The 14,692-nt window shown below is 73.7% G+C and carries 12 protein-coding genes; 5 read left to right on the top strand and 7 right to left on the bottom strand.

What is annotated here, in order from left to right; genetic code table 11:
- Positions 1 to 25: 25 nt before the first annotated feature.
- The 6 genes from ACLJQZ_RS24305 to ACLJQZ_RS24280 all read right to left on the bottom strand — a co-directional run bounded on the left by ACLJQZ_RS24305 (position 26) and on the right by ACLJQZ_RS24280 (position 5,605).
- Positions 26 to 232, bottom strand: a complete 207-nt coding sequence (locus ACLJQZ_RS24305; protein ID WP_247051842.1) for an MbtH family protein — start codon at positions 230 to 232, stop codon at positions 26 to 28.
- On the bottom strand, positions 229 to 1,458 hold the full coding sequence (locus tag ACLJQZ_RS24300; RefSeq protein ID WP_410622172.1) for an MFS transporter: 1,230 nt from the start codon (positions 1,456 to 1,458) through the stop codon (positions 229 to 231). The genes ACLJQZ_RS24305 and ACLJQZ_RS24300 overlap by 4 nt, the downstream gene beginning before the upstream one ends.
- Positions 1,459 to 1,558: 100 nt before the next feature.
- Complete coding sequence (locus ACLJQZ_RS24295) at positions 1,559 to 2,812, bottom strand: glutamate synthase-related protein (RefSeq protein WP_410622171.1); 1,254 nt, start codon at positions 2,810 to 2,812, stop codon at positions 1,559 to 1,561.
- Positions 2,809 to 3,801, bottom strand: coding sequence for an asparagine synthetase A (locus tag ACLJQZ_RS24290; protein WP_410622170.1), 993 nt, complete (start codon positions 3,799 to 3,801; stop codon positions 2,809 to 2,811). Before ACLJQZ_RS24290 ends, ACLJQZ_RS24295 begins: the two co-directional genes overlap by 4 nt.
- A gap of 35 nt (positions 3,802 to 3,836) precedes the next feature.
- Positions 3,837 to 5,123: a methylaspartate mutase gene (locus ACLJQZ_RS24285; RefSeq protein WP_410622169.1), complete on the bottom strand. Its 1,287-nt coding sequence runs from the start codon at positions 5,121 to 5,123 to the stop codon at positions 3,837 to 3,839.
- Positions 5,120 to 5,605 (bottom strand): cobalamin B12-binding domain-containing protein, encoded by a 486-nt coding sequence (locus tag ACLJQZ_RS24280; protein WP_247051847.1) that lies wholly within the window; start codon positions 5,603 to 5,605, stop codon positions 5,120 to 5,122. The genes ACLJQZ_RS24285 and ACLJQZ_RS24280 overlap by 4 nt, the downstream gene beginning before the upstream one ends.
- A 443-nt stretch (positions 5,606 to 6,048) precedes the next feature.
- On the opposite strand from ACLJQZ_RS24280, the gene ACLJQZ_RS24275 reads away from it, so the two are divergent.
- The 4 genes from ACLJQZ_RS24275 to ACLJQZ_RS24260 all read left to right on the top strand — a co-directional run bounded on the left by ACLJQZ_RS24275 (position 6,049) and on the right by ACLJQZ_RS24260 (position 12,295).
- Positions 6,049 to 8,898 (top strand): type 2 lanthipeptide synthetase LanM family protein, encoded by a 2,850-nt coding sequence (locus ACLJQZ_RS24275; protein ID WP_410622168.1) that lies wholly within the window; start codon positions 6,049 to 6,051, stop codon positions 8,896 to 8,898.
- A gap of 37 nt (positions 8,899 to 8,935) precedes the next feature.
- On the top strand, positions 8,936 to 9,115 hold the full coding sequence (locus ACLJQZ_RS24270) for a hypothetical protein (protein WP_326949671.1): 180 nt from the start codon (positions 8,936 to 8,938) through the stop codon (positions 9,113 to 9,115).
- Between the two features lie 49 nt (positions 9,116 to 9,164).
- Positions 9,165 to 9,338 (top strand): hypothetical protein, encoded by a 174-nt coding sequence (locus tag ACLJQZ_RS24265; protein WP_326949672.1) that lies wholly within the window; start codon positions 9,165 to 9,167, stop codon positions 9,336 to 9,338.
- 68 nt (positions 9,339 to 9,406) lie between these two features.
- The gene (locus ACLJQZ_RS24260) at positions 9,407 to 12,295 is read left to right on the top strand and encodes a helix-turn-helix transcriptional regulator (RefSeq protein WP_410622167.1); all 2,889 of its coding nucleotides are present in this window, start codon (positions 9,407 to 9,409) and stop codon (positions 12,293 to 12,295) included.
- Between the two features lie 3 nt (positions 12,296 to 12,298).
- On the opposite strand, the gene ACLJQZ_RS24255 is transcribed toward ACLJQZ_RS24260, so the two are convergent.
- Positions 12,299 to 13,732, bottom strand: a complete 1,434-nt coding sequence (locus tag ACLJQZ_RS24255) for an amidohydrolase family protein (RefSeq protein ID WP_410622166.1) — start codon at positions 13,730 to 13,732, stop codon at positions 12,299 to 12,301.
- Positions 13,733 to 13,878: 146 nt separating this feature from the next.
- Between ACLJQZ_RS24255 and ACLJQZ_RS24250 the strand changes: the two genes are divergently transcribed.
- Complete coding sequence (locus ACLJQZ_RS24250; protein WP_410622165.1) at positions 13,879 to 14,685, top strand: IclR family transcriptional regulator C-terminal domain-containing protein; 807 nt, start codon at positions 13,879 to 13,881, stop codon at positions 14,683 to 14,685.
- Positions 14,686 to 14,692 lie beyond the last annotated feature (7 nt).

The following is a 14,692-nucleotide window of genomic DNA, read 5'->3' as shown; positions in this document are numbered from 1 at the left end:
TTCGAATCTGCCGGCGGGGAGGGGGTCAGCGCATCGAGGCGACGAGGCTCGCCGGGCGCAGGTCGGTCCAGTGCGTCTCGACGTACTCGAGGCAGGCGGCGCGGGTGTCTTCGCCGTGCACGGTCCGCCAGCCGGCCGGGACGTCCACAGTGGACGGCCAGAGCGAGTGCTGGTTCTCGGCGTTGACCAGGACCAGGAAGGTGCCGTTCTCGTCTTCGAAGGGGTTGCTCATGACTTCTTCTCCTCTGTGAGTGCGGCCCGGCCGAGTGCCGGGGTGGCGACGAGCAGGGCGAACGCGACGAGCGCGACCGCGGCGTGGGCGAACATGGTGAGCGGGACGCCGAGCGTCTCGACCAGCAGGCCGATCAGGAGGTTGCCGATCGGGGTGGCGGCCAGGGTGAACAGCGCGAGGATCGACATGACGCGCCCGCGCATCTCCGGCGCGGACCACCGCTGCGCCAGCGACACCAGGACCAGCGCGGTGAGCCCGGCGACCAGGCCGAGCGCGAAGAACGCGGCGATGCTGACGGCCAGGGAGCCGGTGGCGAGCAGCGCCAGGCAGCCGACCTGGGCGCCGAGCCCGCACGTCGCCAGCAGCCCGGCACGTTCACGGGGCGGCCATTTGACGGAGACGATGAAGGCCAGTGACGCGCCGAGCGTCATGGCGGTGAGCAGCCAGCCGGCACCTTTCTGGCCGCCGAGCAGGACGAGCCCGAGGTTGATCGGCCCGGCGCCGCTGAGTTCGAGGAGCCCGGTGACGATCATGGCGGTGCGCAGCGCGGGCCGGACGGCGACGTACCGGCAGCCTTCACCGACGTCGCGAAGGAGCTGCTTGACCTTGACGCGTTCGCGGGGTTGCGCCGGCGCGAGGGTCTTGGTGTTCCCGGCGGCGACGGCGGAGACGAGGAAGCTGACCCCGTTGACGACGGCGACGGTGACGAGCCCGCCGAGCCCGGCCAGCCACGACCCGAGCGCCCCGCCGGCGGCCTGCCCGCCGCGGACGGCGGCGAGGTAGACGGCGTTGCCCCGCACGAGGTGCTCGGGCGGCAGCAGGTTGGGCCGCAGCGCGTCGGAGGCGGGGATGAAGAAGGCACTGGCCACGGCCATGACGACGATCAGCCCGGTCAGCAGCGGCAGCGAAGGCCCGGCGAACAGCACGCACACGGCCCCGGTGACCATGGCGGCCGCCCGGATCAGATCAGTGGCGACGAGCACCCGCCGAGGCCCGGTCCGATCCGCGACGGCACCCCCGACGAGCAGGGTGAGCACCTTCGGCAGCGACCCGAGGGCAAGAACAAGCCCCGCGACCGCAGGCCCGGCGGCCCCGACGAGGGTGACGGAGAGGGCAATCAGCCACACGGCGTCCCCGAAGGAGGACAACCCCATGGCGAGCACCAGCCCGAGAAACGGCGCAGGCAGGGCGGCACGAGACGGCCGCGGCTCTACAACGGCGGTCATGCCAGACCCCCGCTCGGTGCCAGGGGTCGTGAGTGTTTATCAGGGTTAGAACCCGCATTACCACTCACGACAAGCCGCGGCAGACCCGCAACCCGGGCGCTCACGACAGCACCTGCTCACGGACCTGGCCCGCACTTCCCGGGAACCAGACGTCTTCCGAGGTCAGCGCGTCCGCGCGGTACTGGCCCAGCGCGCTCACCAGCAGCCGCAGTTCCAGCGCCAAAGCCTCCACGAAGCGGACCAACCCGTCACGCGGGTCGGTGTCCACCGCCAGCAGCGCCGCACGGCCGAGACCCGCCGCGCGGGCGCCCAGGGCCAGCACCTTCGCCACCCGCGTGCCTTCCCACATCCGGCCGGACGTCAGCAGGCAGCCGGCCGGCGTACCGATCCGGGCCAGGCACTCGGCCAGAGGAAGCCCGACGTCGAGGAACGCCGTCGGTGCCCAGCCCGTGCCACCTTCGGCGCCGTCGACCGTGACCGCGTCGGCGCCGGCCGCCCAGGCGACCGTGGCCGCCGAAGCGACGTCGCGGCCCGGGAGCAGCTTCACCCACACGCCGGCGCGCGGGAAGTTGTTGCGCATCAAGCGGATCTGCTGGCGCAGGATCTCCGGGGTGAACGTCCCGGGGCTGCTGCTGCGGAGCACACCGTCGCCGAGCGCGAGGTCCACTGTGTACTGCCCGGCGAGCCGGTCCGCCGCAGCGGAGTCGACCAGTGTCATCCCGCCGAGGCCGGGCTTCGCGCCCTGGCCCACCTTCAGCTCGAACGCCAGCCGCCCGGAGTCCAGCAGCGGTGCCGCCGACGGGTCGGAGTAGACGAGGTTCCAGACTTCGGCGTCGGCGTCTTCGGTGCTCTGCTGCACGACGACGCCGCCGAGGCCGTCCGGGACCGCGTCGCCGTAGGCCCGCAGGCGCTCCAGCAGCGTGCCCGTCGCGGCGCCGCCCATGCGGCCGTGGCCGTGGACCGGGACGACGTTCTCGCCGACCACCATCGGGATGCCGAGCCGCGCGGCCTGGGCACTCGCCGCCGCGCCGAGCCCGGCGCCCGCCACCTGCGTCGACCCGAACGCCGAGAGGTACAGCGGGAGTGCCGAGGCGAACCCGCCGATGACGGTGTCCAGCTCGACGTCGCCGTACAGCGGCTCGCGGCCCAGCTCGATCAGCTTCTCCAGCCGGCGCGGCATGAACACCGGCGGCACCAGCCGAGCCGACTCCAGAGAATCACCCGAAACACCCGCGGAGAAACCGAACAGCGTCGTCCCGTACTCGGCCGCGGGCGGGAACACCGCCTCGGCACCCAGCCGGGCGCGTGCCCGGACGTCGTCCTCGGGGAAGCCCCCGGCGTGCAGCGCGGTCACGGCGACACCACGCCCGGCAGCTTCGGGAACGCCGTCGCCTGCCACACCGCGTCGAGCCCGGCGACGTAGCGGGTGAACCGCTGGATGCCGAGGCCGAACCCGGCGCTGCCCGGGATGCCTTCGCGGACGAGGTCGAGGTACCAGGCGTACTTGGCCGGGTTCTCCCCCGTCTCGCGCATCCGCGTGACGATCCGGCCGTACTCGTGCTCGCGCTCGCTGCCGCTGCACAGCTCGCCGTAACCCTCCGGCGCGATCAGGTCGAAGTTGCGCAGGATCCCCGGCTGCGACGTGGATTCGCGGTCGTAGAACCCGCGCGAGCCCTTGGGGTAGTCGACGAGGAAGAACGGCCGGGCGTGCTTCTCCGACAGGATCGCCTCGCCCGCCCAGTCGATCTCGGCGTCCGGGCTCTGCGGGTGCCCGAGCTCGCGCAGGGTCTCGACGGCGGTCGTGTGCGACAGCCGGCCGAACGCGCCGCCGAGCAGGTCGGCGAACGCGCCCGAGTCGCGGCCGAGGGCCTCCAGCACGTCGCCGGCGTCGTCGACGATCCGGCGCACCACGTGGGCGACGAGGTCCTGCAGCAGGTCGAGGACGTCGTCGCGGGACGCGCCGGAGACCTCGACGTCGAGCTGGTGGAACTCGGCGAGGTGGCGGCTGGTGTTGGCCGTCTCCAGCGGTTCGAGCCGGACGTTCGGGGCGACGTAGAAGATCTTTTCGAAGCCCAGCAGCGAGGCCTGCTTGTAGAGGATCGCGCTGGTCATCAGCTTGTAGCGGTGGCCGTAGTAGTCGATGTCCACCTGCTTCGCGCCGCGGCCGCCCGGGTCGGTGACCGGCCCGATGACCGGGGGCAGCAGCTCGACGAAGCCGCGGCCGCCGAGGAACGCGCGGGCCTCGGTGAGCATCCGGTGCTGCAGCCGCAGCACGTGCTTGGTCGTGTCCGAGGTCAGGTGCGTCCGCGGGTCCGGCGGCACGGCGGAATCGGTGTACTCCATGGCGATTTCACTCCCAGCTGGTCGGCAGAGGTGGGTCAGGCGCGGGCGGGTTCGGTGCTCGGGCCCGGCAGGACGGGATCGAGCCGCCGCCGGTGGTAGGACAGGTCGGCGAGCATCCGGGTCGCGCTGACCCGGTCGCGGCTGCGGCGGCCGCCGAGCGCGGCGGGCAGCGGCATCCGCCCGGTGTGCCACCACTGCAGGCGGCCTTCGTCGTCGAGCACGCACCGGGTTTCGTTGCCGTTGTCGGGGTGCAGGCAGTACGGGACGTCGAGCAGGCCGCGTTCGAACGCCGCCGGCAGCGCCTCGGCGATCGTCGGGGCCAGCGAGCGCACCTCGTCGACGAGCAGGCGGGCCTGCAGGTAGACCTCGGTGTCCCCGGACGGCGGCAGGCCGGGCGCGGGCTGGTCGAGGGCGGTGGCGTTGGCCAGCCGCAGCGCGTCGACGTTCTCCTCGACGGTCGGGATCCGGTGGGCCTCGGCGGTGGTCTTGACGATCAGCCGCTCGGTGCCGGTGCGCACGGCCAGCCGCACGCTCTCGGCCAGCAGCTCCCGCGCCCCGGCCGGGGTTTCCGGGAACAGGCCCATGTAGGTGTAGAGGACGACGTGGTAGTCCACAGTGGACAACTCTTCGGCGCACAGCCGCCGCATCGCCCACAGCGCTTCGGCGTCCTGCTCGGGGCTGGTCTGCTGGGCGTAGCTGGCGGACACGCTGCGGACGCCGTGTTCGGCGAAGAACAGGCACTCCAGCACCGAGAGCGCCACGAGCAGCCCCGGCGGGCACAGCTGCCCGAGCATGCAGCCGCCGAAGCTCTCCAGGTGGCAGAGCACGCCGCGGTCGGCCTGGGCCGCGAGCAGCGTCGCCGACCGGGACCAGGACGCCGTCGCCGTGCGCAGCGGCACGCTGCTGTAGGGCAGGCAGTAGGACACCGGGCCGCCTTCGGAGGCGTCCAGGCCGGCTTCGAGCATCGCGGCGAAGATGTCCTCGGGCTGCGGTGAACCGTGGCGCACCTGGACCGGGAACCGCGGGCCGAAGAGCCCGTCGAGCAGCTCGGCGGTGACGCCGGTGCCGAGCGCGACCAGCGGGTAGCCGTTGAGCTGGACGCCGGACTCGATCGACATCGCGGCGAGGTCGTGCTGCCCGGTGCGGGTGTAGCTGTCGAGCGTCACGGTGCCGACGGCCGGCACCCCGGCCCCGGCGACCGCGTGCAGCCCGCGGCGCATCATGGCCGGGTCCGAGAACCCCATCCGCGGCTGGACGAGCAGCGTCCGGCTGCGGCGGTGCTCGGCCACGAAGCTGCTGAACACCGACCGGGCAGCGCTCACCGCAACGTCCGGACGTTCGCGGCGACGAACTCGCGGAAGGACTCGATCGCCTGGCCGGAGTCGCCGGCGCCGACGTGGAAGACCGCGTCGTAGCCCAGGGCCAGCAGCTCGGCCCGCAGCTCGCTGTTGGCGTCGCCGCGGACGCCGAGCTTGCCGCCGATGACGGCGGGCAGCCCGGTCAGCTCGGGGTCGGCGCGCAGGGCGGAGATCACCCGGGCGCCGTCGACGTGGCCGTGGCCGTTGATGGTGCTGATCACCAGGCAGTCCGGCCGCTCGTCGCGGCAGGCGGCCAGCAGCCGTTCGACCGGGACGCAGGCGCCGAGGTTGAGCACCTCGTGCCCCATCTCCTCCATGATCAGCTGGAGGGCGACGAGGTTCCACATGTGCGAGTCGGACTGGACGCTGGAGAGGACGAACTTGAGCGGTCGCCGTCCGGCCACGCCGGGCCGGTCGGGGTGCTGCTCGATCTGGAAGGTGGTCATCGTGCGCTCGCTCCCTTGAGTTCGGGGAACGTCCGCGGCGCGGCGGGGTGCGGCCACGAACTTCTCGAGACGAATAGTCATCGCCGGTGGCCCGGCGCACATGGGTGCCGCGTCCCCGCATTCCGGCGACGCCGCGAACCCCCATGACCGCCTCGCGCGCGGGCGTCGCGGCCGCGCGCGCGAGTGCGGAACCCGGTGCGCCGGGGTGACCCAGGTGGGTGGTGTACCGCGTCCGTTCGGGGCTTGTTGCCGCTTCACGCCCCCATGCGGCCCGCCCGCCGAACGGCGCAACCGCCACGTCCGTCCGGCGCAACCGGGGGTGGCGCGACCAGGCGTTTTCCCGGCGGTGCCCCTATGGGCCCCCAGTACGCCCCCATACGCCGCCGGAATGCGGGCGTAGCACCCCCATGTAACCCCGGTCACCCGCTGGCATGCTCGATCTCGTGATTCCCCCGCAGCCGAACCCGGCGACGACGACGCTTCCGCCCACCTGGTGGGCGGCGGGCCTGACCCCGCGCGAGCGGCGATCCGACGGCCTCCGCCCCGCGTGGGTGGACTTCGCCGAGACCGCACTCGCGACGGCGGAACCCACGGCGCCGGCGTCCGGCCCGACCTGGCGCACGGCGTTCGCGTCCGTGTTCCACCCGTTCGTCGGCGCGGTCCGCGCCGCGATCGCCGACGCCGCAGCGGGTGCGCCCGCCGTCGACGTCGTCTCGGTCGCGGACGGCTGCGCCGCGCAGCTGGGCCACCAGCTCGCCGGGCTCGCCGCCCGCACGCTGGTGCTGGAGCTCGGCCGGGCCCGCCGCGCCGGCCGGCTCGCCGGGGAGACCGGGGAAGAACGCTTCGCCGACTTCGTCCGCCAGGCCGCCACCACCGCCGGGCTCACGGATCTGCTGCACCGCTACCCGGTGCTCGCGCGGCTCGCCGCGCAGGCCGGGCTGTACGCGATCGAGTCGGCCACGGAGCTGCTCGGCCGGTACGCCACCGACCGCGACGCGCTGGCCGGGCTCATCGGCACCGCCGGCCTCGGCCGGCTGGCCGAGATCACCGGCGGCACCGGTGACGCGCACCAGCGCGGCCGCTCGGTGCGCGAACTGCGCTTCGACGGCGGCGACCGGGTCGTCTACAAGCCGCGGCCGCTGGGCCTGCACGCGGCGTTCACCGACGTCGTCGCCTGGCTCAACCCGCGTGTCCCCGGCCTGGAGCTGGAGACCGTCGACGTCCTGGTCCGGCCCGGGTACGGCTGGCTGCGCTTCGTCGAGCACCGGCCGTGCGCGGACCTGACCGAGGTCGACCGCTTCTACCGCCGCCAGGGCGTGCTGCTGGCTCTGCTGCACGCGCTCGACGGCACCGACGTGCACTTCGAGAACATCATCGCGGCCGGTGACCAGCCGGTGCTGATCGACATCGAGACGCTCTTCCAGCCCCTGCTGGCCGCGGCGGACGCGAACGCCGATCCGGCCTCGACGCTGCTGGCCCGCTCGGTGCACCGCACGATGCTGCTGCCGCAGATGATCGTCGGCGAGCACGGCGCGGTCGACATCTCCGGCCTCGGCGGCGGCCGCGTCACCACCCCGGCGCTCGAGCGCGTCGACTGGCTGGAGCCGGGCACCGACCGGATGCGGCTGGCCCGCGTCCCCGGCGGCCCCGGCGCGGGCGTCAACCGGCCCACACTCGGCGGGGTCGACGTCGAACCGGCCGAACACGGCGCCGCGCTGCTGGCCGGGTTCCGCGCCGGCTACGACACCATCGCCGACGGCGCGGCCGAGCTGGCTCCCCTGCTGGAGCGCTGCGCGGCACACAAGATCCGCGTCCTGGTCCGCCCGACCAGCTTCTACGCCCGGATGCTCGACGAGACGACACACCCGTCGCTGCTGGCCGACGCGGCCGAGCGGGACGAGGCGTTCGCGCTGCTGCACGACGACAGCACCGACGACGTCCGCCGCGGGCTGATCGCCGCCGAGCTCACCGACCTGTGGGCCGGCGACGTCCCGATGTTCAGCGGCGAGCCCGGCTCGGGCGACCTGTGGGACGCCGAGGGCAAGCGGCTGCCCGACATGCTGAGCGCGACGCCGCTGGCGTCGGTGCTGGCGAAGATCGCCGGGATGACCACGATCGACCGCCGTGACCAGGAGTGGCTGATCTCCGCCGCGCTGGCCACCCGCCCGGCCGAGGAGACCCACGCCGGCACCGGCGTCACCGACGGCGTCCTGCCGAGCAAGAGCCCCGAACCCGCGCACCTGCTCTCGGCCGCGTGCGGGATCGCCGACGCCATCATCGCCCGCGCGTCCTCGGCCGGCGGCCGGGTCAACTGGGTCGGGCTGGAGCTGGTCGACGAGAAGTACTGGGCCGTGCTGCCGATGGGCGCCGGGCTCGGCGAGGGCTACACCGGCGTCGCGCTGTTCCTGGCCCAGCTCGCGGAGCTGACCGGCATCGACCGCTACCACGACCTGGCCGGGAAGGCCCTGGCCGGACTGCCGTGGCTGGTCTCGGAGCTGGAAGCCGACCCGGAGCTCGCGGAGGCGGCCGGCTGCGGCGGGCTGCTCGGGCTCGGCGGTGTCGCCTACGCGCTGGCCCGGCTGTCGCGGCTGCTCGCCCGGCCCGACCTGCTGGACCTGGCCGCCCGGACCGTCGCCGTGATGCCGGGCGCGACGCCGGCGACGTCACCGCGCTTCACCACCGGTCTGGCCGGTGGTCTGGTCGCGCTGCGGTCGGTCGCCGCCCAGACCGGGCTCGCGAGCGCGGCCCTGCTGGCCGACGCCTACGCCACCGAGCTCGCCGGCCGTTCCATCGACCCCGACCTGGCCGACCCCGGGTTCGCGCACGGTGCGGCCGGTGTCGACTGGGCCTTGCTCGGGCACCCGCGTGAGACGGCGACCCTGCCGCCCGCGACCGCGGCGACCGGGCACGGCTGGTGCTCCGGCCTGGCCGGGCAGGTCCTCGCCTACGCCGGCGACCCCGACGTGCTGGGCGGTCTCGACGAGCAGGTCCGGCGCCTGGCCGCCCAGGACCCGCTGCGCGACCTGAGCCTGTGCCACGGCGAAACCGGCATCACCGACGTGCTCGGCGTCCTGGCCGAGAACGGCCACGCCGGAGCCGCCGCCGCGGTGGAGCGCCGGACCGGGCAGCTGCTGACCGCCGTCGAACAGGACGGCGCGCGCTGCGGCACCCCGGACGCCGTGCCTTCGCCGGGGCTGCTGACCGGCCTGGCCGGCATCGGCTACGGCCTGCTGCGCCTGGGCTTCGGCCCGCGTGTCCCGTCCGCGCTGCTCCTGCAACCCCCGACTCGCTGACCCGCCCCGGCCCCACCTGCACGAGGAGAACCGCACGATGCCCGAAATCACCGCCGAGACCGTCGAAGCCACAGTCGGCGCCCTGGTGCTCCCGCGCGCGAACCGCGCCGGTGCGCGCAACCGGGCGCTGGCCGGGGCGCGGCCCCGGTTGTCCGGGATCACAGTGGAGACGCTCGGTGACCCCACCGTCGTCACCAACGGCACTTTCGCCCTCTGACCGTCCGTCCTTTTCGCACCGCCAGTACTACCGAGAGTGGAGACACCGCATGACCGAGCACGACACCGCCGCCATCGACAACCCGATCGGCGACTTGACCCTCCCGTCGTCGGCCCGGACCGGCGCCCGCAACCACGCACTGTCGGGGCGGGCCCCGAGGGCTTCGATGAATTCGCTGACCACGTTCGACGTCACGGTCGTCACCGGGGGTTTCACCGAATAGTGAGACACCGGCCCGCCGGTATTTCGACGGGCATCCGGAAGCGATCCGTCCGGCTATAGTCCCCGCTCATGGGCATCCGTTCGACGCGCCTCATCGGGCGGGACAGGGAGCTCGGCGCACTGTCCCAGGCTCTGGAGAAGGCCCGCACCGACCACGGTGGGGCCTTCTTCCTTGTCGGCGAAGGCGGGATCGGGAAGTCCCGGCTCGCCGCCGACGTCGCCGCGCGGGCGCTGGCGACCGGGATGCCGGTGCTGCGCGGGCGGGCCAGCTCGATCGGGCCGATGGTGCCGTTCCGCCCGCTCGCCGAAGCCCTGTTGTCGCACTTCCGCGGCGGGCACCCGCCCGCCGCGCCGGAGCTCGACCCGCTGGTGCCGGTGCTGGCCCGGCTCGTGCCCGACTGGTACCGCGGCGACCGCCCGCACGACAACGGCTCGCTGATGGTGCTGGCCGAGGCCGTCTTCCGGCTGCTGTCGGTCGCCGGGCGCGCCGAGGGCTGCCTGATCGTGCTGGAGGACCTGCACAACGCCGACGCCGAGACGCTGTTCATCGTCGAGTACCTGGTGGACAACCTCGCGTCGGGCAAGGTGATGCTGATCGGCACCCTGCGCAACGAGCCCGGCGAGGCGCTGCGGCTGGCCACGGCGGCGTCGCAACGGTCGTCGAGCCGCACCTTCGAGCTGACCCGGCTGAACGCCGCCCGCACGCGCGAGTTCGCGGCGGCGTGCCTGGAGACCGAGCCGGACGCGGTCCCGGCCGCCGTCGCGAACCTGCTGTGGCAGAACAGCGAAGGCGTCCCGTTCGTCGTCGAGGAACTGCTGCACGGGATGCTCGGCGACGGCCTGCTCGTGGGCGGGCCGGGCGGCTGGCAGGTGGTCGGCGAGCTGCAGGCCCGGGTGCCCGAGGCGCTGATCAGCAGCATCGCCGCCCGGGTGGACGCGCTCGGTTCGGACGGCGAGACGCTGCTGTCGGTGGCCGCGGTGCTCGGGCGGCGGTTCCCGCTGTCGGTGGTGCAGGCGGTGACCGACATGGACGACCGGATGCTGCACAACCACATCAGCGCGAGCGTCGCCGCCCACCTGGTCACCACCGACGAGACCACCCCGGGCTGGTACGCCTTCCGGCACCCGCTCACCGCCGAGGCCCTGCTGTCGAGGCTGGTGCCCTCGACCAAGGCGAACCTGGCGCGCAAGGCCGCCGACGCCGTCGAGCTGCTGCACCCGGGCCTGCCCGGGGAGCTGTGCGCGCTGGCCGCGTCGCTGCGGCTGACCGCGATGGACCACCCCGGCGCCGGGCGGTTGTTCGCCGAGGCCGGTCGCCGCGCGCGTGACGGCGGGGCCGCCGACACGGCGGTGACGATGCTGACCCGCGCGGTCGAGCTGCTGGCGGCGGCGGGCACCGAGGATCGGGCGGACGCGCTGGAGGCGTTGCTGCACGCGCTCGGGCAGACCGGGCAGTTCGACCGGGCCGTCGAGTTCTCCGCGCGGTTCGCCGAGCTGGGCCGGCTGGAACGGGCGGTCGACCTGCACATCCAGCTGGCCTGGGCGGCCTACATCGCCGGGCGGCACGACGAGTGCCTCAACCAGATCGAGCAGGCCCGCGCCCCGCTGGGCGACGAGATGGCCGAGGAGCAGCGGGCGGCCGTCGACGCCGTCGAAGCGACGCTGTGGCTCGACGTCCCCGGCCCGGCCCACACCGAACGGGCCCGCAAGCTCGCCGAGCAGGCATGGCAGGTCGCCGAGCGCGCCGGGGTGCCGTTCGTGTCGTGCCAGGCGCTGCAGGTGCTCGGCATGGTGGCGCTGGAGACCGATCTCGCGGAGGCCGAGCGCTACCTGCAGCTGGCGCGGCGGCTCGCGGAGCGCCACCAGCTGACGCACCTGCGGACCCAGGTCCTGGTCCGTCTCGGCGGGCACCGGATGCTGGCCGAGGGCGACGTCCGGACGTTCGACCTGGCGCGCGCGGAGGCCCAGCGGACCGGGGCGATCACGCTGACCTGCGCGGTCGACGCGAGCCGCGCGGTGCACGCGGTGATGCGCGGGGAGTTCGAGCACGCGGACCGGATCCTGGCCGAGAACCTCGCCGTCCTCGGGCGGCTGCGGCTGGTCGCGTTGCTGCAGTACACGCACATGACGCGCGCGATGGTCGTCGCGCACCAGGCGGACCGGGCGCGGATGGAGCTGGCGTTGGACGACTTCCGCGCCGAAGGCGGCGGAACGGCGCAGGAGATGGTGCTCAGCGTCGGGCTGGCCCAGGTGTTCTGCTCGCTGCTGGAGGAGGACGCCGATCGCGCGCGCCGGGAGCTGGCGCAGGTGATGGCGCTGGAGGAGCGGCAGCCGAGCCGCTTCCACCTGGCGGGTCAGCACGGCCTGCGGCTGCTGGTCGAAGCCCTCGACGGGACCGACACGGAACCGGGCGAGCCGCGGGCCGCGGTGAGCGGGATGCGCTGGAACCGCCAGTTCGTCCTGCTGGGCGAGGCGGTCCGGCACGGCCGCGCGGGCGAGGCGGACCTGGCCGACGCGGCGCTGGCCAAGGCGGTGGACGCGGCGGCGCTGTTCCCGGTCAGCCGGCACCTGGGCCTGCGCATGGTGGCGGAGTCCGCCGCGGCCGACGGCTGGGGCGACCCGGTGACGTGGCTGAAGGAGGCCGAGGAGTACTTCCACCAGGCGGGCATCTCGGCGGTGGCGAGCGCGTGCCGGGGCCTGCTGCGCAGGATCGGCGCCCCGGTGGGCCAGCGCCGCGAGGGCACCGACCGCCTCCCGGCCGACCTGCGTTCGGCCGGGGTGACGGTCCGCGAGTACGAGGTGCTGCAGCTGCTGGCGGACAACATGGGCAACAAGGACATCGCCCGCCGGCTGCACATCTCGCCACGCACGGTGGAGAAGCACGTGGCGAGCCTGATGGCGAAGTCGAACCTGCAGAACCGCACGGCCTTGACGGAGTACGCGTCGAGGTCGAGGTAGTCCTCAGCCGCCGTGGGTGGAGTCGCTCTGGTAGGTCGTGTACGTGTACGGGTTGTCCAGGACCTTCGTCTGCGGGACGTCCGGGTTCATGCCCTGGCGCCAGGCTTCCTCGCCCAGCTGCGCGCGCAGGTAGTCCACTGTGGACTCCACTTCGCGCCGGACCGCGGGCAGGTCGACGCCCACCAGGCGGCCGTCGCGTTTCACGACGCGGCCGTCGACCAGGACCGTGTGGACGTCGGCGCGCTGGGCCTGGAACGCGACGTGGCCGTACGGGTTCAGCAGCGGGAACGACACCGGCGAGGCGTCGTTCTTCAGCAGCACCACGTCCGCCTTCTTGCCGACCTCGATGCTGCCCAGGTCGGCCGAGCGCCCCAGGGCCGTCGCGCCGCCGCGGGTGGCCCACTCCACGACCTGCTCCGCGCGCAACGCCGCGTGCGTCACGGTTTCGCCCAGCTTGTGGGCCTCCAGGTGCTCGCGGGAGCGGTCCGCGCCCAGGGTCGAGCGCATCGCCGAGAACAGGTCGCCGCTCCACCAGACCGACGTGTCCATCGACAGCGACACCGGGATGCCGTACGCGCGCAGGGCCCAGGTGGGCGGGTAGCCCTGGCCGGCGCTCTGCTCGCTTTCGGTCGACACCGACACCGAGCCGCCGGTGGCCGCGATGCGGTGGTAGGAGTCGGCCGAGAGAGACGCGCTGTGGACGTAGACCGTCTCCGGCGTCATGAAGCCGTTCTCGTACATCAGCCGGATGCCGTCGTCGCCGGTCGCGCCCCAGACGCCCGCGTGGGTCGTCACCGGCACGCCCAGCTCGCGCGCCACCTCGAAGGCGGCTTTCTCCGGGAACGCCGGGTCGCCGGTGACGTCGAAGGCGAGCTGGAAGCCCAGGTCGCCGCCGGTGCGGCGGGTGACGAAGTCGCGGAACTCCGGCGTGCCCGTCCAGGTGGCGGGCGAGTCCTGGATGTTGCCGTAGGCCAGCACGAACCGGCCGGGCACGGATTCGAGCGCGTCGGCCGCGGCGTCGGCGTGCTGGGTGGTCCGCAGGCCGTGGGACCAGTCCACGGTGGTCGTGACGCCCGCTTCGAGGGCTTCCCACGCGCCGAGCAGGTTGCCCGCGTGGATGTCTTCGGGGCGGAAGACCTTGCCCCACTCCAGGTAGTACCAGACGAAGTACTGGGTGAGCGTCCAGTCGGCGCCGTAGCCGCGCATGGCCGTCTGCCACAGGTGGCGGTGGGTGTCGATCATGCCCGGCATGACGATCCCGCCGGTCGCGTCGATCTCGACCGTTCCCGGCGGGGCTTCCAGCGCGGGGCCGATCGCGGCGATCCGGTCGCCGGTGACCAGGACGTCGGTGCCGGTGAGGACCCGGCGGGTGTCGTCGAGGGTCAGGACCGTGCCGCCGCGCAGGAGGACCGGCCGGCCGTCGGTGGGCTGCGTCATCGCTGCCTCGTTCTCCACGCACTTCTGCGTACACTCGTCCGCTGGACGGACATGGGGTGGGCGCAGTCACTTTTGCCCAGCGCCGCGCTCGTGTCAATCCCCGCCGCTACGCTGCCCGTGAGGACCAGACCAGAGGGAGGTCGCGCATGCCACGCGAGGGAACCGGTCCCGACTTCATCGAGGCGCTCGCCCGCGGGCTCGAGGTGATCACGGCGTTCCGCCCGCACCAGCCGTCGATGACGCTGGCCGAGGTGGCCGCGGCCACGAACCTGGCCCGGCCCACCGCCCGGCGGATCCTGCTGACCCTCGAAGAGCTCGGGTACGTCCGCTCCGACGGCCGCGGCTTCGCCCTGACGCCCCGGGTGCTCGACCTCGGCGTCGCCTACGTCCGCTCGGCGGGCCTGTGGGACGTCGCCCGCCCGCACCTGGAACGCCTGGTCGCGCGCACGAACGAGTCGTGCTCGATCGCCCAGCTCGACGGCTCCGACATCGTCTACGTGGCGCGCGTGGCGGTGCCGAAGATCGTCGGGCTCAGCGTGCAGATCGGCACGCGGTTCCCGGCGCTGCCGACGTCGCTGGGCAAGGTCCAGCTGGCCGCCCTGCCCCTCGACGAGCTGGAGGCGGTGCTGGCCGAGCCGACTCGCTCCGGGCTGGTCGCGCGCTGGCAGCCGGACCGGGCCGAGCGCGACGCCGAGCTGCGCGAGGTCCGGGCCCGTGGCTGGGCGCTCACCGACGAGCAGCTCACGCTGGGCATCCGCTCGGTCGCCGCGCCGCTGCGGGACGGCTCCGGCCGGGTGATCGCCGGCGTCAACGTCAACTGCCACGCCGCGGAGACGTCCGTCGAGCGGCTGCTGGAGCACCACCTGCCGCTGCTGCTGCAGACCGCCGGGGACATCAGCGCGGACTTCGCCCGGCTCGCCGACGTCCCGCACGTGACGGTCCCGGCGTCTTGACCGCCGT

This window comes from Amycolatopsis sp. cmx-8-4, from assembly GCF_046548675.1.
Lineage (GTDB): Bacteria > Actinomycetota > Actinomycetes > Mycobacteriales > Pseudonocardiaceae > Amycolatopsis.
Note: the sequence above shows the minus strand (reverse complement) of the source record. Positions and strands in the feature narration are given on the sequence as shown.

What these genes read in the sequence shown, in the direction of transcription:
- ACLJQZ_RS24305 (WP_247051842.1), bottom strand. Translation starts at nt 232, where the DNA reads ATGAGCAACCCCTTCGAAGACGAGAACGGCACCTTCCTGGTCCTGGTC.
- ACLJQZ_RS24300 (WP_410622172.1), bottom strand. Translation starts at nt 1,458, where the DNA reads ATGACCGCCGTTGTAGAGCCGCGGCCGTCTCGTGCCGCCCTGCCTGCG.
- ACLJQZ_RS24290 (WP_410622170.1), bottom strand. Translation starts at nt 3,801, where the DNA reads ATGGAGTACACCGATTCCGCCGTGCCGCCGGACCCGCGGACGCACCTG.
- ACLJQZ_RS24280 (WP_247051847.1), bottom strand. Translation starts at nt 5,605, where the DNA reads ATGACCACCTTCCAGATCGAGCAGCACCCCGACCGGCCCGGCGTGGCC.
- ACLJQZ_RS24270 (WP_326949671.1), top strand. Translation starts at nt 8,936, where the DNA reads ATGCCCGAAATCACCGCCGAGACCGTCGAAGCCACAGTCGGCGCCCTG.
- ACLJQZ_RS24265 (WP_326949672.1), top strand. Translation starts at nt 9,165, where the DNA reads ATGACCGAGCACGACACCGCCGCCATCGACAACCCGATCGGCGACTTG.
- ACLJQZ_RS24260 (WP_410622167.1), top strand. Translation starts at nt 9,407, where the DNA reads ATGGGCATCCGTTCGACGCGCCTCATCGGGCGGGACAGGGAGCTCGGC.
- ACLJQZ_RS24255 (WP_410622166.1), bottom strand. Translation starts at nt 13,732, where the DNA reads ATGACGCAGCCCACCGACGGCCGGCCGGTCCTCCTGCGCGGCGGCACG.
- ACLJQZ_RS24250 (WP_410622165.1), top strand. Translation starts at nt 13,879, where the DNA reads ATGCCACGCGAGGGAACCGGTCCCGACTTCATCGAGGCGCTCGCCCGC.